The 22,117-nt window shown below is 73.4% G+C and carries 16 protein-coding genes and 1 pseudogene; 12 read left to right on the top strand and 5 right to left on the bottom strand.

Annotation, left to right across the window (positions count from 1 at the left end; genetic code table 11):
- Nucleotides 1-23 precede the first annotated feature (23 nt).
- From AB0K25_RS29020 to AB0K25_RS29035, 4 genes are all read right to left on the bottom strand, one after another.
- A complete protein-coding gene (locus AB0K25_RS29020) occupies nucleotides 24-3,815 on the bottom strand; it encodes a multifunctional oxoglutarate decarboxylase/oxoglutarate dehydrogenase thiamine pyrophosphate-binding subunit/dihydrolipoyllysine-residue succinyltransferase subunit (RefSeq protein WP_219464503.1) in 3,792 nt (1,263 codons plus the stop codon).
- A 366-nt stretch (nucleotides 3,816-4,181) separates the two neighbouring features.
- Nucleotides 4,182-5,006, bottom strand: coding sequence for an ABC transporter permease (locus AB0K25_RS29025; RefSeq protein ID WP_208568347.1), 825 nt, complete (start codon nucleotides 5,004-5,006; stop codon nucleotides 4,182-4,184).
- Nucleotides 5,003-5,935, bottom strand: coding sequence for an ABC transporter ATP-binding protein (locus tag AB0K25_RS29030; RefSeq protein WP_219464502.1), 933 nt, complete (start codon nucleotides 5,933-5,935; stop codon nucleotides 5,003-5,005). Before AB0K25_RS29030 ends, AB0K25_RS29025 begins: the two co-directional genes overlap by 4 nt.
- A gap of 151 nt (nucleotides 5,936-6,086) precedes the next feature.
- A complete protein-coding gene (locus AB0K25_RS29035; protein ID WP_219464501.1) occupies nucleotides 6,087-6,752 on the bottom strand; it encodes a hypothetical protein in 666 nt (221 codons plus the stop codon).
- A gap of 238 nt (nucleotides 6,753-6,990) precedes the next feature.
- Here AB0K25_RS29035 and AB0K25_RS29040 point away from each other — a divergent pair, with 238 nt between their 5' ends.
- The 8 genes from AB0K25_RS29040 to AB0K25_RS29075 all read left to right on the top strand — a co-directional run bounded on the left by AB0K25_RS29040 (nucleotide 6,991) and on the right by AB0K25_RS29075 (nucleotide 15,853).
- The gene (locus AB0K25_RS29040; RefSeq protein WP_219464500.1) at nucleotides 6,991-7,770 is read left to right on the top strand and encodes a GNAT family N-acyltransferase; all 780 of its coding nucleotides are present in this window, start codon (nucleotides 6,991-6,993) and stop codon (nucleotides 7,768-7,770) included.
- On the top strand, nucleotides 7,767-8,693 hold the full coding sequence (locus AB0K25_RS29045; RefSeq protein ID WP_363823737.1) for a lysophospholipid acyltransferase family protein: 927 nt from the start codon (nucleotides 7,767-7,769) through the stop codon (nucleotides 8,691-8,693). Before AB0K25_RS29040 ends, AB0K25_RS29045 begins: the two co-directional genes overlap by 4 nt.
- A 242-nt stretch (nucleotides 8,694-8,935) precedes the next feature.
- On the top strand, nucleotides 8,936-9,766 hold the full coding sequence (locus tag AB0K25_RS29050) for a DUF4097 family beta strand repeat-containing protein (RefSeq protein ID WP_219464498.1): 831 nt from the start codon (nucleotides 8,936-8,938) through the stop codon (nucleotides 9,764-9,766).
- A complete protein-coding gene (locus AB0K25_RS29055; RefSeq protein ID WP_219464497.1) occupies nucleotides 9,763-10,407 on the top strand; it encodes a PadR family transcriptional regulator in 645 nt (214 codons plus the stop codon). The genes AB0K25_RS29050 and AB0K25_RS29055 overlap by 4 nt, the downstream gene beginning before the upstream one ends.
- Nucleotides 10,408-10,540: 133 nt before the next feature.
- On the top strand, nucleotides 10,541-11,242 hold the full coding sequence (locus AB0K25_RS29060) for a response regulator transcription factor (protein ID WP_091068807.1): 702 nt from the start codon (nucleotides 10,541-10,543) through the stop codon (nucleotides 11,240-11,242).
- The gene (locus AB0K25_RS29065) at nucleotides 11,239-12,792 is read left to right on the top strand and encodes a HAMP domain-containing sensor histidine kinase (protein WP_219464495.1); all 1,554 of its coding nucleotides are present in this window, start codon (nucleotides 11,239-11,241) and stop codon (nucleotides 12,790-12,792) included. Before AB0K25_RS29060 ends, AB0K25_RS29065 begins: the two co-directional genes overlap by 4 nt.
- 84 nt (nucleotides 12,793-12,876) lie before the next feature.
- A complete protein-coding gene (locus tag AB0K25_RS29070) occupies nucleotides 12,877-14,550 on the top strand; it encodes a trypsin-like peptidase domain-containing protein (RefSeq protein ID WP_357535059.1) in 1,674 nt (557 codons plus the stop codon).
- A 247-nt stretch (nucleotides 14,551-14,797) separates the two neighbouring features.
- Nucleotides 14,798-15,853 carry a glycosyltransferase family 4 protein gene (locus tag AB0K25_RS29075; RefSeq protein WP_208568493.1) on the top strand — a complete coding sequence of 352 codons (1,056 nt, stop codon included), beginning with the start codon at nucleotides 14,798-14,800 and terminating at the stop codon, nucleotides 15,851-15,853.
- Nucleotides 15,854-15,905: 52 nt separating this feature from the next.
- On the opposite strand, the gene AB0K25_RS29080 is transcribed toward AB0K25_RS29075, so the two are convergent.
- Nucleotides 15,906-17,660 (bottom strand): serine/threonine-protein kinase, encoded by a 1,755-nt coding sequence (locus AB0K25_RS29080; protein ID WP_363823739.1) that lies wholly within the window; start codon nucleotides 17,658-17,660, stop codon nucleotides 15,906-15,908.
- Between the two features lie 192 nt (nucleotides 17,661-17,852).
- Here AB0K25_RS29080 and AB0K25_RS29085 point away from each other — a divergent pair, with 192 nt between their 5' ends.
- The 4 genes and pseudogenes from AB0K25_RS29085 to AB0K25_RS29100 all read left to right on the top strand — a co-directional run.
- The gene (locus AB0K25_RS29085) at nucleotides 17,853-18,683 is read left to right on the top strand and encodes a patatin-like phospholipase family protein (RefSeq protein ID WP_208568494.1); all 831 of its coding nucleotides are present in this window, start codon (nucleotides 17,853-17,855) and stop codon (nucleotides 18,681-18,683) included.
- Nucleotides 18,683-19,702: a 1-acyl-sn-glycerol-3-phosphate acyltransferase gene (locus tag AB0K25_RS29090; RefSeq protein ID WP_219464489.1), complete on the top strand. Its 1,020-nt coding sequence runs from the start codon at nucleotides 18,683-18,685 to the stop codon at nucleotides 19,700-19,702. Before AB0K25_RS29085 ends, AB0K25_RS29090 begins: the two co-directional genes overlap by 1 nt.
- A gap of 52 nt (nucleotides 19,703-19,754) precedes the next feature.
- Complete coding sequence (gene cutA / locus AB0K25_RS29095) at nucleotides 19,755-20,075, top strand: divalent-cation tolerance protein CutA (RefSeq protein ID WP_208568358.1); 321 nt, start codon at nucleotides 19,755-19,757, stop codon at nucleotides 20,073-20,075.
- A gap of 48 nt (nucleotides 20,076-20,123) precedes the next feature.
- Nucleotides 20,124-22,117: pseudogene (locus AB0K25_RS29100) on the top strand (hypothetical protein); the annotation flags it as partial.

Below are 22,117 nucleotides of genomic sequence, written 5' to 3' on the forward strand. Positions count from 1 at the left end.
CGGGCCGGGTGGGTCGGAATGGGTCAGGGGCGGGGCAGGGCGGCGTCGATCAGCCCGGTCTGCTCCACCTCGTGCATCTTGGCCGAGCCGACCGCCGGGGCGGCGGCGGCGGGGCGGGAGATGCGACGTAGCCGGACGTCGGCCAGGTGCTCCAGCAGGTTGAGCGCGACGAAGCTCCACGCCCCCTGGTTGGCCGGCTCCTCCTGCACCCAGGCGAAGTCCTCCGCATTCGGGTACGCCGCGAGCGCGTCGCGGATCTCCTGCACCGGCAGCGGGTAGAGCTGCTCGATCCGGATGATCGCGGTGTCGGTGACGCCCCGCTCCTGCCGGGCGGAGAACAGGTCGTAGTAGACCTTGCCCGAGCAGAGCAGCACCCGCTTGACCTGCTCCCGCGCGGGTGCGGCGGTGTCGGCCAGCACCGGGGCGAAGGTGCCGGTGGTGAAGTCCTCCACCGGGCTGACGCAGAGCTTGTGCCGCAGCAGCGACTTCGGCGTGAACACCACCAGCGGCTTGCGCTTGGGCGACAGGGCCTGCCGGCGCAGCAGGTGGAAGTAGTTCGCCGGGGTGGTCGGGATCGCCACCCGCATGTTGTCCTCGGCGCACATCTGCAGGAACCGCTCGGGACGACCGGAGGTGTGGTCCGGGCCCTGCCCCTCGTGGCCGTGCGGCAGCAGCAGGGTCACCGCGGAACGCTGGCCCCACTTCACCTCGCCGGAGGAGATGAACTCGTCGATCACCGACTGGGCGCCGTTGACGAAGTCACCGAACTGCGCCTCCCAGCAGACCAGCGCGTTGACGTTCTCCACCGAGTAGCCGTACTCGAAGCCCATCGCCGCGTACTCGCTCAGCAGCGAGTCGTGCACGAAGAACCGGGACCGCTCGCCGTCGGCGGTGAGCGACTTGAGCGGCAGGTGGTCCTCGCCGGTCTTGGCGTCGACGATCGAGGCGTGCCGCTGGACGAAGGTGCCCCGGCGGGAGTCCTGGCCGGCGAGCCGGACGGTGACCCCGTCGTGCAGCAGCGAGCCGAAGGCGATGATCTCGCCGTACCCCCAGTCGATGTTGCCCTCGGCGGACATCCTGGCCCGCCGGTCGAGCAACTGCTGGATGCGCTTGTGTGGGGTGAAGCCCTCGGGGAGGTTGACGTGCGCCTCGCCGATCGCCTTGACCACGGCGGCGTCGGTGGCGGTCGCCACCTGCGGCTCCGGCTCGGCCTCGCGGCTGGGCCGGCTGACCTGGCGCGGGGTGGTGGCGGCGTCGCGGGTGGCCTTGAAGACCCGCTCCAGCTGCGACTGGTAGTCGCGCAGCAGCTCCTCGGCGTCCTCGACGGTGATGTCGCCCCGGCCGATCAGCTCCTCGGTGTAGAGCTTGCGGACCGACCGCTTCGAGTCGATGATCTTGTACATCTGCGGGTTGGACATCGACGGGTCGTCGCCCTCGTTGTGCCCGCGCCGCCGGTAGCAGACCATGTCGATCACGACGTCCTTGTTGAACGCCTGGCGGTACTCGAAGGCCAGCCGGGCGACCCGGACCACGGTCTCCGGGTCGTCGCCGTTGACGTGGAAGATCGGCGCCTGGATCATCCGGGCCACGTCGGTGCTGTAGAGGCTGGACCGGCTGTACTCCGGGGCGGTGGTGAAGCCGACCTGGTTGTTGACCACCACGTGCACGGTCCCGCCGGTGCGGTAACCGCGCAGCTGGGACAGGTTGAGCGTCTCGGCGACGACCCCCTGGCCGGCGAACGCGGCGTCACCGTGCACCGCCAACGGCAGCACGGTGTAACCCTCCAGCTTGAGGTCGATCCGGTCCTGCTTGGCCCGGACGATGCCCTCCAGCACCGGGTCCACCGCCTCCAGGTGCGACGGGTTCGCCACCAACGACACCTTGACCGAGTGGTCGCCGGCCGGGGTGGTGAACTTGCCGTTCTGGCCCAGGTGGTATTTCACGTCGCCGGAGCCCTGGGTGGAGCGCGGGTCGAGGTGCCCCTCGAACTCCGAGAAGATCTTCTCGTACGGCTTGCCGACGATGTTGGCCAGCACGTTGAGCCGGCCCCGGTGCGCCATACCGATGACGACCTCGTCCAGCCCGTCCTCGGCGGACGCCTCCAGCACCTCGCCGAGCAGTGGGATCAGCGACTCGCCGCCCTCCAGCGAGAACCGCTTCTGGCCGACGTACTTGGTCTGCAGGAACGTCTCGAACGCCTCGGCGGCGTTGAGCCGGTTGAGCACGTGCTTCTGCTCGTCGGCGGCCGGCTTCTCGTAGCGGCGCTCGATCCGTTCCTGGATCCAGCGGCGCTCCTCCGGGTCCTGGATGTGCATGTACTCGATGCCGAGCCGACGGCAGTACGAGTCGCGCAGCACGCCGAGGATCTCGCGCAGCTTCATCCGCTGCTTGCCGGCGAAGCCGTTGACCGGGAAGGTGCGGTCCAGGTCCCACAGGGTCAGCCCGTGCTGGAGGACGTCCAGGTCGGGGTGCTTGCGGATGGTGAATTCCAGCGGGTCGGTGTCGGCCATCAGGTGGCCCCGGACCCGGTAGGCGTGGATCAGCTCGTGCACCCGCGCGGTCTTGTTGATCTGGCCCTCGGAGTCGACGGCCACGTCCCGCATCCAGCGCACCGGCTCGTACGGGATGCGCAGCGAGGTGAAGACCTCGTCGTAGAAGCCGCGTTCGCCGAGCAGCAGCTCGTGCATGACCTTGAGGAACTCGCCGGACTGCGCGCCCTGGATGATCCGGTGGTCGTACGTGCTGGTCAGCGTGATGATCTTGCTGACCGCCAGCTCGGCCAGGGTCGCCTCGCTCATCCCCTGGTAGGGCGCGGGGTACTCCATCGCGCCGACCCCGATGATCGCACTCTGCCCCTGCATCAGCCGGGGGATCGAGTGCACCGTGCCGATGCCGCCCGGGTTGGTCAGCGAGATCGTGGTGCCGCTGTGGTCCTCCATGGTCAGCTCGTTGCGGCGGGCCCGCCGGACCACGTCCTCGTACGCCTGCCAGAACTGCCGGAAGTCCATCTGCTCGCAGCCCTTGATGGACGGCACCACCAGGTTGCGGGAGCCGTCGGGCTTGGTCAGGTCGATGGCGATGCCCAGGTTGACGTGCTCGGGGCGGACCATCGCCGGCTTGCCGTCGACCTCGGCGAAGGAGTTGTTCAGCTCCGGGTGCTCGACCACGGCCCGGACCAGCGCGTACCCGATCAGGTGGGTGAAGCTCACCTTGCCACCGCGCCCCCGGGCGAGGTGGTTGTTGATCACGATGCGGTTGTCGACCAGCAGCTTGGCCGGCACGGCGCGCACGCTGGTGGCGGTCGGCACGGACAGCGAGGCGTCCATGTTCTGCACGATCCGGGCGGCCACCCCGCGCAGCGGCGTGGTGCCCGCGGAGCTGGCCGCCGGTGCCTTCGCCGGGGCGGGCTTCTCGGTCGACGCCGGCTTGCCGGCGGACCTGGTGGCCGACTTCGTGGCGGTGGCCGGCTTGGGGGCGGTGGCCGGCTTCGTGGTCGCGGTCGGTGCGGCAGCGGCGGTCGGCTTCGCGGTCGTGGTCGGCTTCGCGCCGGCCGCCGGAGCCTTCGCTGCCGGTTCGGCCTTGGTGGCTGCGGCCGGCTCCGGCGCTGCGGCCGGTTGGGGCGACGCGGCCCTACCGTCGGCCGGGCGCGGTGTCGCGGCGCCCGGGGCAGGTCGGTAGTCGGTGAAGAAGTCGTGCCAGGCCGAGTCGACGCTTGATGGGTCGGCGAGGTAGCGCTGGTACATCTCCTCGACGATCCACTCGTTCGGGCCGAAACCCGCCAGTGGGTTCTCCTGCGAAGTCTGCTGGGTCGACACGGCCGGTAATCGCCTCTTTCACGCGGTTTTGTGTGTCACGCGGTGCCGCCGTCATGCGAAGTGTCGTGGGACGGAGACGAGTCCCAGGCTACGCCGTGAAAATACGATAGGCATTTCCGCCTCGGCCAGGTGGTCCTTTTCACAAAAATTGTAGGAAGTCAAACAGCTCTTCGTGTCCACCTGGCTCCGGACTGTTCTGATGATCCGGATCGGAGTCAGCTGGTCACCCGCGCCGGGCGGGCCACCGGCTCCCACCCGGGCCTCCCGGTTTCCATCCGGGCCTCCCGGATGGGGGCACCGGGCGGAGACGGAACGGCCCGGCGTGACGGTCGTCACGCCGGGCCGGGCCGGTCGGAGCACGGTCGGTCAGGAGATGTCCCGCCGCCGCATGGTGAGCGTGCCGATCGCGCCGGCCACCACCGCGTACCCGATCAGGACCACCGCGCCCGCCCAGCGGGGCGGGTTGCCGGGGATCTCGGTCCCGCTGACCATCAGCGACGACGCCAGCGACGGCACCAGCACCTGGAGGTCGTTGATCCAGTCACCCCAGCGGGCGGCCAGGATGCTGATCGCGATGGCCGCGCCGACCGCGCCACCCAGGTAGAGCAGGATGCCGGTGACCGTGGCACCGATCTGGCTGCGGATCAGCACCCCGATCCCGACGCCGAGCACCGACCAGAGCAGATAGGCCAGGCCGTTGAGCGCGGTGGCCCGCCAGACCGCGCCGCTGCCGAGCTGGGAGCCCAGGTCGACGCTGCTCATCACCAGTGCCCCGAAGATCAGGTTGAACCCGGTGGTGACCAGCCAGAACAGCACGGCCAGGACGGCCGCGGCGGCCAGCTTGGCCAACATCACCGCGGTGCGGTGCGGCACGGTGAGGAAGGTGGTGGTGACCGTCTGGTGGAAGAACTCGCTGGTCACCACGATGATGCCGAGCAGCATCACGATCATCAGACCGAAGAACTGCCCGTTGGTGTAGACGTTGGCGGCCAGGCTGTCCACCGACTGCGCGGCCTGGATCTGGTCGGCCTGGTCGGCCGGCACGTCGCCGAAGTTGTTGTTGGCCAGCGCGTCGGTCTGCAACCAGTTGATCAGGGCGGTGAGTGCCCACAGCGGCACCGTGATCAGGCCGAAGATCCACCACGTGCTGGTGGTGCGGATCTTCAACAGCTCGGATCGGACCAGGTTCATCGGATGCCCGCCTTCCCGGCCGTCAGCTCCAGGAAGACCCGTTCCAGGTCGGGTCGTTCCGGGGTCAGTTCGTGCAGCTCGACCTTCGCGGCCAGCGCGGCCCGGCCGATCGCCGGGGCCTCCAGCCCGCTGACCAGCAGCACACCGTGCTCGTCGGTCTCCACCGTCGCGGACTGCTCACGCAGCGCCACGGTCAACTCCTCGGCCTGCGGGGTACGCACCCGAACCCGGCCGCCCTGCGCCATCGAGCCGAGTACCTGCTCCACCGGCCCCTGCCGGATCAGCTTGCCGGCCGCGATGATCACCACGTCGTCGGCGAGGAGCTGCATCTCGGACAGCAGGTGGCTGGAGACCAGCACCGTACGCCCCTCGTGGGCCAGCCCCTTGAGGAAGCCCCGCATCCAGCGGATGCCCTCCGGGTCCAGACCGTTGGCCGGCTCGTCGAGGATCAGCACCCGGGGGTTGCCGAGCATCGCGGCGGCGATACCGAGCCGCTGCTTCATGCCCAGCGAGTACCCCTTGAACTTGCGCTTCGCCGCCGGAGTGAGCCCGACCAGGGCCAGCGCCTCGTCGGCCCGGCTCTTCGGCAGGCCCGCCGCCGCACAGATCACCCGCAGGTGATTGATCCCGGTACGACCCTTGTGCGCGCTGGACGCCTCCAGCACCGCGCCCACGTGCCGCAGCGGGTCGGTCAGGTCGGCGTACCGCTGGCCGCCGATCGTCGCCGTGCCACCGCTCGGGGTGACCAGGTTCAGCAGCATCCGCAGAGTGGTCGTCTTACCCGCCCCGTTCGGGCCGAGGAAGCCGGTCACCCGGCCGGATTCGACCGTGAAGGACAGGTTGTCGACCGCCCGTACGTTCTTGTACTGCTTGGTCAGTCCGGACACGACGATCTGGCCGGTGCTGGGGCTCCACTGCCCGTCGGACATCGTTCTCCTCCCGTGCGGCGGCGCCTCGCGCGCCGCAGTCTGCGGCGTCGTTACGCAACGCGCCGCTGACCAGCCTGACTGGCCTGGTCAAGATATGCCATCAGCCCGGGTCGGTAAGTCGTGCTCCGTCTCAGGCAGGAGGCGGTCGTCCTCAGGGACGAGACACGGGCGGCAGCGCCACCCAGGTGGCGCGGGCCCGACCGAGCAGCGCGCCGGCGCTGCCGTAGAGGCTGGTGTGCACCACCGCCAGCCGTCCCTCCGCGGTGATCACCTTACCGGTGACCACGCACTCCTCACCGGGTTCGGGAAGCGCGTCGAGCGCCACGGCGATCCGGCCCAGCACGTACGGCCGGCCGGGGGCGATCACCGCCCAGCCCCCGGGGCAGTCCAGCGCCGCCCAGGCGGTCGGCGCGGTCACCCGTCGGGGGGTACGCCACGACGCGGCGGTCCGGCCGTCGGGCAGCCGACCGGGAAAGATCCGCAGCCCGTCCGGGTGCTCCGGGCCGCAGACGTAACAGCCGGGGAAGGGGTGGTCCACCAGTCCCGGGTAGCCGGCCGAGGCGGCACGCGCGGTCACCGGGTCCACCGGGGCGACCGGGTCGGGCAGGTCGCCGGCCGGGCGTACCTCGGCGACCAGGTGCCCGTCGGGGTCGTACACGTCGCCGTCGGTGAGGGTGAGCGGGATGTCCAGCGGCGGCGGACGACGCAGCGTCACCTCGACCGGCCGGTCCGTGTCGTACGCCCCGGCGAAGACCCCGGCGCTCCACCCGCCGTTGCCCGAACCGGGCGGGCCGTTGTACCGGGATTCGATGATCATCGCCACTCCGCACGTCGTCGTCCGCCCCGGATGGCCGGACGCCCGCAGGCAGCCTCGCACGCCCCACCCGCACCACTGCACGCGCCGCCGGACCCGGGCCCACCCGACTGCCGACCGACATCCGGGCCGGCCCCGGCGGCCCCGCAGGTCACTGCGGGGGCGGCCCGCCGACCGGCGTTCACCGGATCGACACCCGTCAGGCGGGGACCCGGCCACCCGGGGCACCTACACAGGTCCCATGGCTGTTCTGCATGCCGCTGGCGCACCCCTGACGACCAGTGGATACACCCTGCTGATCGCCGACGACCCGACCCAGGTCGCGGCAGCGCAACGCCTGCGCCACGAGGTGTTCGCCACCGAACTCGGCGCGACCCTGCGTCCGGATGCCGCCGGACTGGACACCGACGACCTCGACGCCCACTGCGACCACCTGATCGTCCGTGAGGAGCGCACCGGCGCGGTGGTCGGCACCTACCGGCTGCTGCCACCGGGCCGCACCGGGCGTCGGTACGCCGCCGGGGAGTTCGACCTGACCGCGTTGGACCCGCTGCGTGACCTGCTGGTCGAGACCGGGCGTTCCTGCGTCCACCCGGACCACCGCTCCGGCGCGGTGATCAACCTGATGTGGGCCGGGCTGACCCGCTACCTGCACCTGCGCGGCTCCAACTGGCTGGGCGGCTGCGCCTCGGTGCCGGTCGACGACGGTGGCCGGGCCGCCGCGCAGGCGTGGGCGCTGGGCCGCGCCGGTCACCTGGCCCCGCCGCTGCTGCGGGTCCGTCCGCTGCGGCCCTGGTTCGCCGAGCCGGGCGCGGCGGCGGCGGAGACCGCCACCGGGGACTCCGCCGGGCGGGCACTGGTCCCGCCGCTGCTGCGCGGCTACCTGCGGCTGGGCGCGTGGATCGCCGGGGAACCGGCGTACGACCCCGACTTTCGCTGCGCCGACTTCTACGTGCTGTTCGCGCTGGACCGGATGAACCCGCGCTACCTGCGGCACTTCCTGGGCGGGGCGGCACGGTGAGCGCCGAACTGTGGCGTCCGACCGCCGGCTGCGGCCCGGACTGCCTGCCGGGAGCGCGGCGGGTGGAGGTGTCGCCCGGGCGACAGGTGGCCCGACTGCTGGGCGTGCTCGGGATGCTGCTGGTCGGGGCCGTCCTGGTCGTACTGCTGCCGGTGCTGCCGACGGCGGGGCGGGCGGCGGCACTGCGGGGCTGGGCCCGGTGGACCGCCGGTGCGCTCGGGGTGCGGCTGGCGGTACGCGGGCGGCTGCCCCGGCGGCGGGCGCTGCTGGTCGCCAACCACGTCTCCTGGCTGGACATCCTCGCGGTGCTGACGGTCGCTCCGGCCCGGCTGCTGGCCAAGCGGGAGGTGCGGAACTGGCCGCTGCTCGGGCTGCTGGCCCGCGCCGGGGGCGCACTCTTCGTGGACCGGTCGCGACCCCGGGACCTGCCCCGCACGGTGGACCGGCTCGCGGCGACGCTGCGGGCCGGTCACCCGGTCGCGGTCTTCCCCGAGGGTACGACCTGGTGCGGCGTCGCTCCCTCGGCCGGCTGTCGACCGTCGCGGGGATTCCGGCCGGCGGTCTTCCAGGCGGCGATCGACGCCCGGGTCCCCGTGGTGCCGCTGCGGATCAGCTACCGCTCTGCTGCCACCGGGGCGACGACCACCACCGCCGCCTTCCTCGGCGACGAGACCCTGTGGCGCTCGGTGCGTCGGGTGCTGGCCGCCCGGGACCTGGTGGTGCACGTCGCGGTGACCGCCGCCCTGCATCCGGCCCCCGGCGCGGACCGTCGGCTGCTGGCCCGCGCCGCCGAGTCGGCCGTGCACCTGCTCCCGCCCCGCCCGGTCGTCAGCCGGCCCACCCTGGCCGCTGTGCCCGGGGTCGCCCCGCCCGGGTCCGCGTCCGCGCCGGCCGCCGGGAAGGGCCTCGGCCTGGCCGCCTGACCCGATCTCATCCGAGGGCTGCTTCGACGGCATGATCCACTCGGGTGGGCCGTTGTTGCGGCGCCCTGGCGACCGGTTACCGCAACATCGGCCCAAGTGAGTGAAGCGGAGGTGGGGGCGAGGCGGGGGTGGGCATTGGTGGGTTTGCGACTCGCGACAGTCTTGTTCTATCGCGATGTATCGCGTTACGCTTCCTCCGTGCAGTGGCGCGGCCGTCGGCCGCGACCCCGGAGGGAGACGTCATGACCAACTGGACGGTCGACAGACCACAACGGATCACCATCGAGGGGCCGGTCACCCAACTCGACGTACGACTGATCACCGGCCGGCTCAACGTGGTCGGCACCGACGGCCCGGCCCGGGTCGACGTCACCCGGGTCAGCAGCCGGCCGGTCATCGTCGAACACCGCGACGGCGTGCTCCGGGTCGGCCACGAGCGCCACCCGCGCTGGCCCGGGTTCCTCTGGTGGCTCGGCCAGCTCGGTCGCCGGTTCCGGGCCGAGGTGTCCATCGCCGTCCCGGCCGCCGTCCTGGCCGACCTGCACCTGGTCGACGGCGCACTGGTCGCCTCCGGGCTGGTCAACGACACCACCGTCAACGTGACCTCCGGGCAGATCACCCTGATGGGGCTGGCCGGGCGAACCAACGCGCGGATCGTCTCCGGCCCGGTCGAGGCCCTCGGGGTCACCGGTGACCTCACCCTGGACACGGTCTCCGGCGAGGTGACCCTCGCCGAGAGCGCGGCGGGCCGGGTGCACGCCAACACCATCTCCGGGGCGATCACCTGCGACCTGGACAACCCCCGGCGCAGCGAGATCCGGCTCACCACCATCTCCGGGCCGATCACCGTACGGGTCCGTGAGGACAGCGACCTCGCCGTCCACCTGCACACCACCTCCGGGCGGATCACCAGCGGCTTCCCGCAGGTCGGCGGCGGGGTCGGCGTCGGCCCGGTCAAGGACAGCCACGGGGTGCTCGGGGCGGGCGAGGGTAAGCTCTGGGCGTCCGCGACGTCCGGCAGCATCGCGCTGCTCGCCCGGCCGGTGGACGCCGACCAGGAGGAGCTGCCGTGACCGCCGTGTTCAGTCACGGGCGGCTGCGGCTCTATCTGCTCCGGCTGCTCGACGACGGCCCCAAGCACGGCTACGAGCTGATCCGGCTGCTGGAGGAGCGCTTTCTCGGCCTCTACGTCCCCAGCGCCGGCACCATCTATCCCCGGCTGCAACGGCTGGAGGCCGACGGCCTGGTCACCCACACCGCCGCCGGGGGCCGCAAGGTCTACGAGATCACCGAGGCGGGCCGGGCCGAGCTGCGCCAGCGCGCCGACGAGGTGACCACCCTGGAATCCGACATCACCGCCTCGGTGGAGGATCTCTCCGCCCTGGCCGGGGAGATCCAGACCGAGGTACGCGGCTCGGTGCGCGACCTCAAACGCGAACTGCGCGAGGCCACCCGGCAGACCCGGCTGACCCGCTGGGACCGCCCGACCCCGACCCCGCAGCCCCGCCCGGCGACCCCCACCTCGCCGTCGCGTCCGGCGGCCCCCGCCGACGGCGACTCCCCACTGCTGGCGGAGTTCGACCAGCGGCTGGCCGCGTTCACCGTCGAGGTCGGGGCGCTGGTCCGGGCCGGACGGCTCAGCGACACCCAGCTCCGTACCGCGATCCGGGTCCTCGACGGCGCGTTGGACGGGCTGAGCCGGCTACTGCGCTGACGGCCACGTGTCGCGGGCGTCGCCCCGGTCGTCGTGCTCTCCGCCGGCCGCGACCGGGGCACCGGACGGCTTCACAGGATTTTTGCAGCAACCGTCCAGCGCCGCCGCAGCGACATCACGGATGATGGCCAGCATGGCCGCTACCCAGACTGAGGCGCGACTGCTCGTCGTCGAGGACGACCCCAACATCCTCGAACTGCTCTCCGCCAGCCTCCGCTTCGCGGGGTTCGACGTGGCGACCGCCACCAGCGGCAGCGCGGCCCTGCACGCGGCCAAGGACCACCGCCCCGACCTGGTGGTGCTCGACGTGATGCTGCCCGACCTGGACGGCTTCGAGGTCATCCGGATGCTCCGGGAGGGCGGCACGCGTACCCCGGTGGTGTTCCTGACCGCCCGGGACGCCACCGACGACAAGATCCGGGGGCTCACCCTGGGCGGCGACGACTACGTCACCAAGCCGTTCAGCCTGGAGGAGCTGACCGCCCGCATCCGGGCGGTGCTGCGACGCACCGCGACCGGCGAGCAGGCCCCGTCCCGGCTCACCTTCGCCGACCTGGAGCTGGACGAGGAGACCCACGAGGTGCACCGGGCCGGCCAGCGGGTGCAGCTCTCGCCGACCGAGTTCAAGCTGCTGCGTTACCTGATGCTCAACGCCAACCGGGTGCTGTCCAAGGCGCAGATCCTCGACCACGTGTGGAACTACGACTTCCGGGGCGACGACAACATCGTCGAGTCCTACATCTCCTACCTGCGCCGCAAGGTCGACAACACCCAGCCCCGCCTGATCCACACCCTGCGCGGCGTGGGCTACGTCCTGCGCAAGCCGGCGGCGTGAATCCGCTCGACGAGGCGAAGGGACGGATCCGGAGCGTTCCGCTGCGGGTCAAGCTGGTCGCGGCGGTCCTCACCCTGGTCGCCGTCGCGCTCGTGGTGATCAGCTCGCTCACCACGTACTTCCTGCGGGAGTACCTGATCGGGCAGGTCGACGGCGAGTTGCAGTCGGCCAGCGTCCAGGTCGGCCGGGCGCTGCCGGACCTGGAGAGCGGACGGGTCAAGGCCGCGCTGCCCACCGACTACGTCGTCGCGCTCGCCGACGAGGACACCTCCCGGTTCATCGGGTACGACCCGGCGCTCGAACCGGACGACCTTCCCCCGGTCCCGGCGGACCTGCCCGGGTTCCGGGCTGACGAGGGCGAACCGTTCACGGTCCGCTCGCAGGACGGCCGGGAACGGTGGCGGATGCTCTACCGGGAGCTGTCCGACGGCCGGGTCCTCGCCGTCGGGCAGCACCTCACCGACGTCGACCTGGCCGTCAAGCGGCTGATCTGGATAGACATGCTGGTCGGCGGGGCGGTGCTGATCCTGCTCGCCTCGATCGGCGCGGCCATCGTGCGGACCAGCCTGAAACCGCTCGTGGAGATCGAACGGACGGCTGCGGCGATCGCCGGTGGCGACCTGACCCGCCGGGTGCCCGACCCGGAGGAGGGGCAGGAGTGCGCCACCTCCGAGCTGGGCCGGCTCTCCCGGGCGTTGAACGCGATGCTGGCCCAGATCGAGGCCGCCTTCACCGCCCGCGCCGCCTCGGAGATGGCCGCCCGTACGGCCGAGGCCGGCGCCCGGGACGCGGCGCACGCCGCGCTGGCGTCGGAGGCCCGCGCCCGGCGGTCGGAGGAGCGGATGCGGCAGTTCGTCGCGGACGCCTCGCACGAACTGCGTACCCCGCTGACCACCATCCGGGGCTTCGCCGAGCTGTACCGGCAGGGCGCGGCCCGCGCCCCCGAGCAGACCGCCGACCTGCTGCGCCGCATTGAGGACGAGGCGGCCCGGATGGGGCTGCTGGTGGAGGACCTGCTGCTGCTCGCCCGGCTGGACCGGGAACGCCCGCTGTCGCTGGCCCCGGTGGAGCTACCGGTGCTCGCCTCCGACGCGGTCGAGGCGGCCCGGGTGGTCGCTCCGCAACGGCGCATCGAGCTGGAGATCGCGCCGGGCTCCGGCCCGCTGGTGGTGCACGCCGACGACGCCCGGCTGCGGCAGGTGATCGGCAACCTGATGACCAACGCGCTGACCCACACCCCGCCGGAGGCGTCGGTGACCCTGCGGCTGCGTTCCGAGGCCGGGAACCTGGCCGTGGTGGAGGTGGCCGACACCGGGCCGGGGCTCGCCCCGGAGCAGGCCGAGCGGGTCTTCGAGCGGTTCTACCGGGCCGACGCGGCCCGGACCCGCCGGGCCAGCGGGATCACCAGCACCGGGCTGGGGCTGGCCATCGTCGCCGCCCTGGTCACCGCGCACCAGGGCACGGTGGAGGTGGCCGAGACGCCCGGCGGCGGGGCGACCTTCCGGGTCCGGCTGCCGCTGCTGTCCGAGTCCGGCGGTGACGGTGAGTGATCCCGCTCCGGGCCGGGAGTGGCTTTCAGAAAACTTCCAGGGGGATTCCAGGCTGGTGACAGTGGCACAGGGAAAACTAGTGGCATGACCGAGTTCGAGACCGACCCGCAGCGTCGGCCGGCTGCCACCGACGCCGAGCCGTCGCACCCCTCCGCCGAGCCGTCCCGCGTCGAGCGCGGCGAGTCCGACACCACCGCCTCTCCGGGCGACGCCGCCGGCACCGCGGGGGCGCCGGCCGGCACATCCCACCCCGGATCGCCGTACGCGCCACCGTCGTCGCCGTACGCGCCGCCCGCCGCGAGCGCGTACCCGCAGTCGTCGTACCAGCCTGCGGCGGCCTCCGGTGACCAGGCGTACCGGCCCGGCTATCCGGCGTCCACCGGCTACCCGCAGGCGGGGCAGTACCCGTCGGCCGGTTACCCGCAGCCCGGCCAGCACCAGTCCGGCTGGGCCGGCGGCTACCCCGGCCAGCACCGCCCCGGCCAGCCGGGCGCGGCGGCGCAGTCCGCCGGTTATCCCGGTCAGCCCGGTTCCGCCGTCGGCGGTCAGCCGGGTGCCGGTTACCCCGGCCAGCCCGGCGCGCAGTCGTCGGGGGGTTACCCGGGGCAGCCGTCCGCCGGCTACCCGGGTCAGCCCGGCCCCGGCGGGCCGCAGCAGCCCGGCCAGCCGGCCCCGCCGTGGGCGTCCGGCCCGGCGCCGCAGGCCGGCAGGGTGGCCAAGTTCGTCGGCGCGGGGGTGGCGGTCTTCGCCCTGATGCTCGGTTCGGGCGTGGCCGGCGGGGCGCTCGCCCTGGCGGTCGACGGCGACGGGGGCGGCATCACCCGCAACTACTCGGCCGCCCCCGTGATCAACAGCGCCGACCTGCCGAAGATCGCCGCCTCGGTGCAGGACAGCGTGGTCTCGATCATGACCGACAGCGGTGAGGGATCGGGCGTGGTCCTCAGCTCCGACGGCTTCGTGCTGACCAACAACCACGTGGTCGCGTCCGCCTCCGGCAAGACCGTCCGGGTGGTGTTCGCCAACGGCCAGTCCGCCTCCGCCGAGATCCGCGGCACCGACCCGAAGACCGACCTCGCGGTGGTCAAGACCAGCGGCCTGGACAACCTCAAGGCGGCGAAGTTCGGCGACAGCGACGCCATGCAGGTGGGCGACCAGGTGCTCGCCCTGGGTAGCCCGCTCGGTCTGCAGGGTTCGGTGACGGCCGGCATCCTCAGCGCCCGGGACCGCACCATCCAGGCCGGCAGCGGCGACAGCCCGCAGCAGGCCCCGCAGGGTGGCGCCAGCTCGATCTCCGGCCTGCTCCAGACCGACGCCCCGATCAACCCGGGCAACTCCGGCGGCGCGCTGGTCAACACCCGGGGCGAGGTGATCGGCATCAACACCGCCATCGCCACCGCCGGGCAGGGCAGCACCGGCAACATCGGGGTCGGCTTCGCCATCCCGAGCAACAAGGCCAAGAACGTCGCCGAGAAGCTCCAGCGGGGTGAGAAGGTCAGCCACCCGTCCCTCGGCGTCAGCGTCAACGCGGCCGAGGACGGCGGGGCCCTGGTGGCCGCCGTCACCGGGGGCAGCGCCGCCGAGAAGGCCGGCATCCAGCGGGGAGACGTGATCACCAGGTTCGGCGACAAGGTGATCAACGACTCCAACGATCTGGTCGGCGCGGTGCAGGCCGGCAAGGTCGGCGACCGGGTCCAGGTGACCTACAAGCGAAATGGTACGGAGGCGACTGCAACCGTGACGCTCGCCGAGACGTCATAGTCCTCAGACCTACCTCCTCCGGGCGGCGGGCGGCGGAGCCAAGGGGGTTGGCTCCACCGCCCGTCGCCGTACGCACCCCGGCCGGGCCCCACCCGACCGGGGTGCGTTTGGTTGTCCGGCCAGCGGGAAATCGCCGCCGATCCCGGGTCGGGACGAGGTTCCGTAGCGGGACAACGGGGGAGGATTCGTGGCCGTGACCCACCGTCCGTCGGAACGCCCACCGTCCGGGCCGCCACTGCGGATCGCGATGCTCGTTCCGCCCTGGCTGTCGGTGCCGCCGCCCGGTTACGGCGGGCTGGAGCAGGTGGTGCACGGGCTGGTCGACATGCTGGCCAGCCACGGCCACCAGGTGACCCTCTTCGGGGCGGGCCGGCAGCACGGCACCGCCGCCGACTTCGTCTCCACCATCGACGAGGTGCAGTACGACCGGCTCGGTGAGTCGCTGCCGGAGCTCGCCCACCTGGCGCGGGCCAACCAGTTGATCTCTGCCGCCGACTTCGACGTGATCCACGACCACACCACGATCGGGCCGCTGGTCGCCGGCCGGCGTGCGGTGCCCACCGTGGCGACCGTGCACGGCAACCCGGTCGGCGAGTACGGCGCGGTGCTCAGCGACACCGACCACGGGGTGGGCCTGGTGGCGATCTCCCACGCCCAACGGCGGGCCAACCCCGGCCTGCCCTGGGTCGGCACGGTGCACAACGCCCTCAACGCCCGGGACGTGCCGACCAAGCGGCAACCCGGCCGGGGCCCGGTGCTCTGGCTGGCCCGGTTCAGCCCGGACAAGGGCCCCGACACGGCGATCCGGGCCTGCCGGGCGGCCGGCCTGCCGCTCACCCTGGCCGGCAAGTGCAACGAACCGGCCGAGCGCCACTACTTCGCCGAGGTGGTCCAGCCGATGCTGGGCGACGACGTCGACGTGATCATGAACGCCGACCGGGAGGCGACCCTGCGGTTACTGGTCGACGCCCGCTGCCTGATCATGCCGATCCAGTGGGAGGAACCGTTCGGCATGGTGATGGTGGAGGCCATGGCGACCGGCACACCGGTGGTGGCGCTGCGCCGGGGCGCGGTGCCGGAGGTGGTGGTCGACGGGGTGACCGGACTGGTCCGCGACCGGGCCGAGGAGCTGCCGGCGGCTCTGCGCGAGGTGGTCCGGCTCGACCCGGCGGCCTGCACCGCCCACGTGGCCGACAACTTCTCCACCGGGCGGATGGCGCGCGGCTACGAGGCGATCTACCGGGCCGTGGCACTCGGCGTGGCCCCGCCCGTGCACCGGCCCGTCGCACTGCGTACCCGCTGAGCGGGGTGCGGGGCGGTGCAGCGGACGGTGGTTCCGGTGCCGGCGCGGGGTGTCAGACGGCGGTCGCGGCCAGTTTCCGGGCGGCGGCTTCGAGTTGCCGGCCGTACGCCGCGGTGATGCCACCCTCGTCGATCCGGCGGGTGACCTTCTCGCGGAGCGCGGTCGCCTGCGCGGGCACGTCGGCCTGGCCCTCGGCGGCGGACCGGGTCAGGTTGGCGAGCACGTTGCGCAGGTCCAGGCCGACGTCCTCGCGGACCTCGCCGGTGCGGACCCCGTCGTCGATCAGCTGACGCATCCGGTCGGCCGCCTCGGTCAACCCGCCGCCGCCCTGCCCGCCGTCGGGGGTGGTGGTGGGCTGTGGGCGGGGCGGTGTGGGCGTCGTGGTGGCCCGCCGGGGCGCCGGCTGCGCGGTGGGGCCCGCCGGTGGCTGGGTGCGCGGCGGCGACGGCTCCGTCGCCGGGGCCTCGGTCTGCCGGGCGACCGGCGGGGTGGTGTGGGTCCCCGGCTCCAGTAGCGGGGCGAGCAGGAGGACCGCCGCGACGGTGAACACCACCAGCGCGCCCACCGCCACCAACGGCCGCCGCGACGGCGGCAGCTCCGGCTCCGGCTCGTCGGGCCCGGTCGCCGCACCACCGTTACCCGCGCCGCCGGCACCTGCGCCACCGTTGGCCGTGCCACCTGTGCCACCTGCGCCGTTGTTCGCCGCGCCGTAGGCGGTGTGCCGGCCGGCCGCCGCGCCAGGGCCCGGCGGCCCGCCTGCGGGGGACCGGTCGCCGGCTGCGCCGCCGGACCCCGCCCCGGCCAGCTCGGCCCCCGGGATGCCGGTGCCGGCCGCACCGACGCCGGCCACTGCGCCCACCCCCGAAGCCGCGCCGACGCCGCCCGCCGCACCGACCCCCGACGCCGTGCCCGGCGTGCCGGCCAGTGCGGGCAGGGTGACCGTGGGGGAGAGCATGGTGGCCGCCTGCGGATCACCGGGCAGCAGCTGGTCCCGCAGCGCGGTGGCGACCTGGTGCGCGGTCGGCCGGTCGTGCGGGTCCCGGGCCAGGCAGCGCAGGCAGACGTCCACCACCACCGGAGGCAGCCCCGGTACGCCGTCCAGCGACGGTGGTGTCTCGTCGACGATCGCGTCGGCGAGCTGTTCCCAGGTCTCCGCCGGGTACGGCGGATGGCCGGTCAGCGTCTCGTAGAGCAGCACGCCGAGGGAGTAGACGTCGGTCGACGGCTGGGCCGGCGCCCCGTCCAGGCGTTCCGGGGCCACGTACGCCGGGGTGCCGAAGGTGCCCCCGTCCTCGTCGTCGTCGGGGGTGCCGACCTGGGTGGCGATGCCGAAGTCGAGCACCTTCGCCCCGGTCCGGGTCATCATCACGTTCGCCGGGGTGATGTCCCGGTGCACGATGCCCAGCCGGTGCGCCGCCGCCAACGCCTCGGCGACCTGGGCGCCCACCTCGACCGCCTCCGGCCAGGGCAGCGGGCCCTCGCTCAGCCGGTGCTCCAGCTCCTCGCCGGTGAGCAGCTCCATCACCACGAACGAGGTGATCTCGCCGTCCGGGGCGAGCGCCTCGCCGTAGTCGTGCACCGCGGTCACGTGCGGGTGGACCAGTTGGGCGGCCGACCGGGCCTCCTCGCGGACCATGTCCCGGAAGCGGGCGTCGGCGGCCAGCGACGGCGCGAGCACCTTGACCGCGACGACCCGGTCCAGCACCTCGTCGCGGGCCCGCCAGATCACCGACATCCCGCCGGCCCCGATCCTGTCGAGGAGCCGGTACCTGCGGGCCAGCAACCTACCGGCGTTCAGGGCTGCCATCAGTGTTCGCACCTGCCTGGGGTTCGGGGTGGTGTCAGGTTGCGCGAATGTGTCCCCCCTGTCAACGGTTGTCCATTTGTCCGGTGACCCTCTGCAGTGGCCGTTTCGCCCACCGCCACCGGTTCCTGATCGACGCCGGTGACCAGCGGCTGCGCCGGCAGGCACGGGCGGTGGCGTGCCAGGATGAACGACATGAGTGGCGGTCCGGTGGCGTTCGTGCTCGGCGGCGGGGGAGTGCTCGGCGCGGTCGAGGTGGGCATGCTGCGTGCCCTGTTCCGGGCCCGGATCCGCCCCGACGTCGTGCTCGGCACCTCGATCGGCGCGGTCAACGGCGCTTTGGTCGCCGCCGACCCGTCCGAGGCGGTCACCGACCGGCTGGTCCGGCTGTGGGCGTCCCCGGAGGCGAGCGAGGTGTACGGCGACTCGGTCGCCCGGCAACTGCGCCGCTTCGCCGCCCGTACCCACCTGCACTCGCCCCGGCCGCTGCGCAAGCTGCTGGAGGGGGAGCTGGGCGCGGACACCACCTTCGCCGACCTGAAGGTGCCGTTCCGCTGCTGCGCGGCCAACATCGAGCGGGCCGCCGAACACTGGTTCCACACCGGACCGCTGGTGCCGGCGGTGCTCGCCTCCGCCTCCGTACCGGGGCTGCTGCCGCCGGCACAGATCGACGGCCAGCACTACATAGACGGCGGGATCGTCAACTCCATCCCGATCGGCGAGGCGGTCGCGGTCGGCGCGACGCAGATCTTCGTCCTCCAGGTGGGGCGGATCGAGCGGGAGCTGACGCCGCCCCGCCGACCGTGGGAGATCGCCCAGGTCGCATTCGAGATCGCCCGCCGGCACCGGTTCGCCCGGGAGATGGCGGCCCTGCCCGAGGGGGTACGGGTGCACGTGCTGCCGACCGGCGGGCTGGAACCACGCGACGACAGCCCGTGGGCCTACCGGGACATGGCGGCGGTGGGACGGCGGATCAGCCGCGCCTACACCGCCTCCCGGCACTACCTGGCGAGCCTGGACCGCTGATGCCGCTGCCCCCTCGGTGGGTACGCCGGCTGTTGTTCGCACCCGGGGTGATCCTGCTCGCGGTCACGGTGCTGACCGCGGTGCCGGTCTGGGCGCTGCTCGCGCTGGCCGCGTCGCCGTTCGTGCCGGGCCGGTTGCGCCCGCTGCGGCTGCTCTGGATCGGGTGCGTCTACCTGGTCTGGGACGCCGCCGCACTGGTCGCCCTCTTCGTGCTGTGGCTGGCCTCCGGGTTCGGTCGGTGGAAGCGCACGCCGTCCTTCCAGCGGGCACACTACGTGCTCGCCGGCTGGTTCCTGCGGGTGCTGTTCTGGCAGGCCCGGTGGACGCTGCGGCTGAGCATCGACGTGGTCGGCACCGACCCGGACACCGCCCTGCCGGGCCGGCCGGAGCTGGTGCTCTGCCGGCACGCCGGCCCGGGTGACTCGTTCATCCTGATCCACTCCCTGGTCAACTGGTTCCAGCGGGAGCCCCGGATCGTGCTCAAGGAGGCGCTCCAGTGGGACCCGGCGATCGACGTGCTGCTCAACCGCCTGCCCAACCGGTTCGTCGCCGCCGGTGACGGCCGGGACGCGGCGGTCCGGCAGATCGGCCACCTCGCCACCGGCCTGGACGACGACGACGCCTTCGTGATCTTCCCGGAGGGCGGCAACTTCACCCCCGGCCGACGCGTACGGGCCATCGACCGGCTCCGCGCGCTCGGGCTGGAGCGGATGGCGGTGCGCGCCGAGCGGATGCAGCACGTGCTCGCCCCGCAGCCCGGCGGGGTGCTCGCCGCCCTGGACGCCGCACCCGAGGCCGGCGTGATCTTCGTGGCGCACACCGGCCTGGACCGGATGCTCACCGTCGCCGACGTGTGGCGGGAGCTGCCGATGGACAAACGGATCGTGATGCGGTTCTGGTCGGTGCCGCCCGAGGACGTCCCGACCGGCCGGCAGGAACGGATCGACTGGCTCTTCGACTGGTGGGACCGGATCGACAGGTGGATCGCCGCCAACCGGGACGGCGTGACCGCTGAGTGAACGCACCGTGACGGTCGACCGTTTCGCCGCCGATCCCACGTAGGGTGCGCAGGTGGACCAGATCTGCGTGGTGACGACGGTGGTGGACTCGCGCTCCGTCGCGGACCTGATGGCGGCTGCCGCGGTGGCCGGGCGGCTGGCCGCCTGCGCCCAGGTCGGCGGCCAGGTCGACAGCACGTACTGGTGGCGGGCCGGGGTGGAGACCAGCACCGAATGGTCGGTGCAGTTCAAGACCGCCCCGGACCGGGCCACCGCGCTGGTCGGCCAGATCCGGGCCAACCATCCCTACGAGGTGCCCGAGATCCTGGTCACCCGGGTGGACAGCGGCGACCCGGCGTACGCGCTCTGGGTGCACGAGAACACCCGTACCTAGGTACGGGCACTCTGGCCAGGGGTTGCCGCCCACCGGCAGGATGGCCGGGTGCAGAACACCGGTTACCCCTGCCCCCGCTGCGGTGCGCCCGCCGAACTGACCCGCGGGTGCGTCGGTTGTGGGTTCGGGCCGTACCCGCCCGCCGCCGAGGTGGTCCGGCTGGACCGGGAGATCGTTTCGCTCGGCCGGGAGGTGGAGCGGGCCCGGGAGGCGTACCAGGGGCTCGGCGCGCGCCTGCTCGCGGCGCAGCGCCAGCGGGCGGAACTGGCGGCCCGGATCCGCCGGGAGATCCCCGCGCCGGTCCCGGTCGGTGCGGCGGTCCGCGTACCCGCGCCGGCCGGACGTCCCGTCCCGCCGGCTGTTCGTCCGGCAGGCCACCCGGTCGTCCCGGCCGCGCGCCCGGTGGTCCCGGTGCGTCCCGGCGGTGTCGTCGGGTCCGGCGGGTCCGTGCCGCCCGCCGGGTCCGGACCCCCACCCGTGGGTACGCCGGGCCGCCCGGAGACCTCGACCCGGACGATCCAGTGGCTGCTGTTCGTCCTCGGTGGCCTGCTGCTGGGCACGGCGGCGGTGGTCTTCACCGCGGTCGCCTGGGCGGCGGTGGGGGTGGCGGGCCGGGCGCTGATCCTGGCCGGGTTCACCGCGCTCGCCCTGGCGGTGCCGCTGGTGGCGAAGTGGCGCGGCCTGCGCGGCACCGCCGAGACGTTCGCGGCGGTGGGTCTGCTGCTGGTGGTCCTCGACGGGTACGCCGCCTGGTCGGTGAACCTGCTCGGCACCGCCGACTGGTCGGGCACCCGGTACGCCGCCCTGGTCACCGGGCTCAGCGCGGCGGTCGCCACCGGGTACGCCCTGCTCAGCCGGCTCACCGTGCCGTGGTTCGCGGCGCTGTTCGTCGTCCAGCCGGTGCTGCCGCTGGCGGTGGCGCAGTCCCGGCCCGGAGCCACCGGTTGGACGCTGACGTTCCTCGGGGTGGCGCTGCTCGACCTCGCGGTGGTGGTCGCGCTGCGCCGCCGCTCGCCGGCCCCGCTCGCCGTCCCGACCGGCCCGGTTCCGCTCGCCGTTCCGACCGGCCCGGCCCCGCTCGCCGTTCCGACCGGCCCGGTTCCGACCGGCCCGGTCCCGGCGGTCACCGGGTCGGCAGCGAACCGCCCGGTGCCGGCCGGGCCTGATCCCGCCGCTCCGCCACTGGCCGGAGCGGTGCCACCCGGGGCGGCTCCGGCCGCTGCGGGTCCCGGGGAAGCGGTGGTGGTGCCCGCCGGGGGGTCGGGCGCCACCACCGTCCCGGCGGACGGGGGACCGGCGGCCGGCGGGGGGCCGGTCGCCGGACCGCCCGGTTCCACCGCTGTGCTCGCTGGCCGGGTGCTCGGTTGGCTCGGCTTCGGTGCCGCGACGACGGTCGCCGCGAGCTGCGCGCTGGTGCCGCTGGTGCTCGGCCGGGCCGGCGGTCAGCCGCTGCTGGCCGGCCTGCCGATGCTGCTCGTCGGCCTGGTCCTGGCCGGTGCGGCCCGGGTCGCGGGTGCCGGGGTGTTCCGCCAGCTCACCACCGGGCTGCTGGTGCCGTTGCTCGCCGTCGCGATGCTGCGGCCGGTGGCCGAGCTGCGGGCCGGGTTCCTGCTGCTCGCCGTCGGCCTGGTGGCGGCCGCTCTGGCCGGCGGCGTCCGGCTGCTGCCGCAGCGGCACCGCACCGGCCCCCGGGTCGGCGCGCTGCTGGTGGCGGCCGGTGCGGCCCAGGTCACCGTGCTCGCCACCGGTTCCCTCGCGGCGCTCGCGGTGGGCCGGTCGCTGCCCGCCTGGCAGGGGGCCGCCGCGGGTCCCGATCTCCCGTGGGGCTGGCAGCTCCCGCTCACCGCCCTGCTCACCGTCGGCGCCGGCCTCCTGCTGCTGTCGAGGACGGCCCGTCCGGTGACCGTACTGCTGGGCGTGGTGGTCACCGCCGCCGCGCTACCGGCGGCCACGGCCGCCGCCCGCCGGCCGATCACGTCACAGCGTGCCGTTGGGGGGCCCGCTCCCCGGGCCGTGTCGCCGTGCTGTCGGGCCGGTCCTCG

The sequence above is a fragment of the Micromonospora sp. NPDC049257 genome (genome assembly GCF_040678915.1).
Taxonomy (GTDB): domain Bacteria; phylum Actinomycetota; class Actinomycetes; order Mycobacteriales; family Micromonosporaceae; genus Micromonospora; species Micromonospora antibiotica.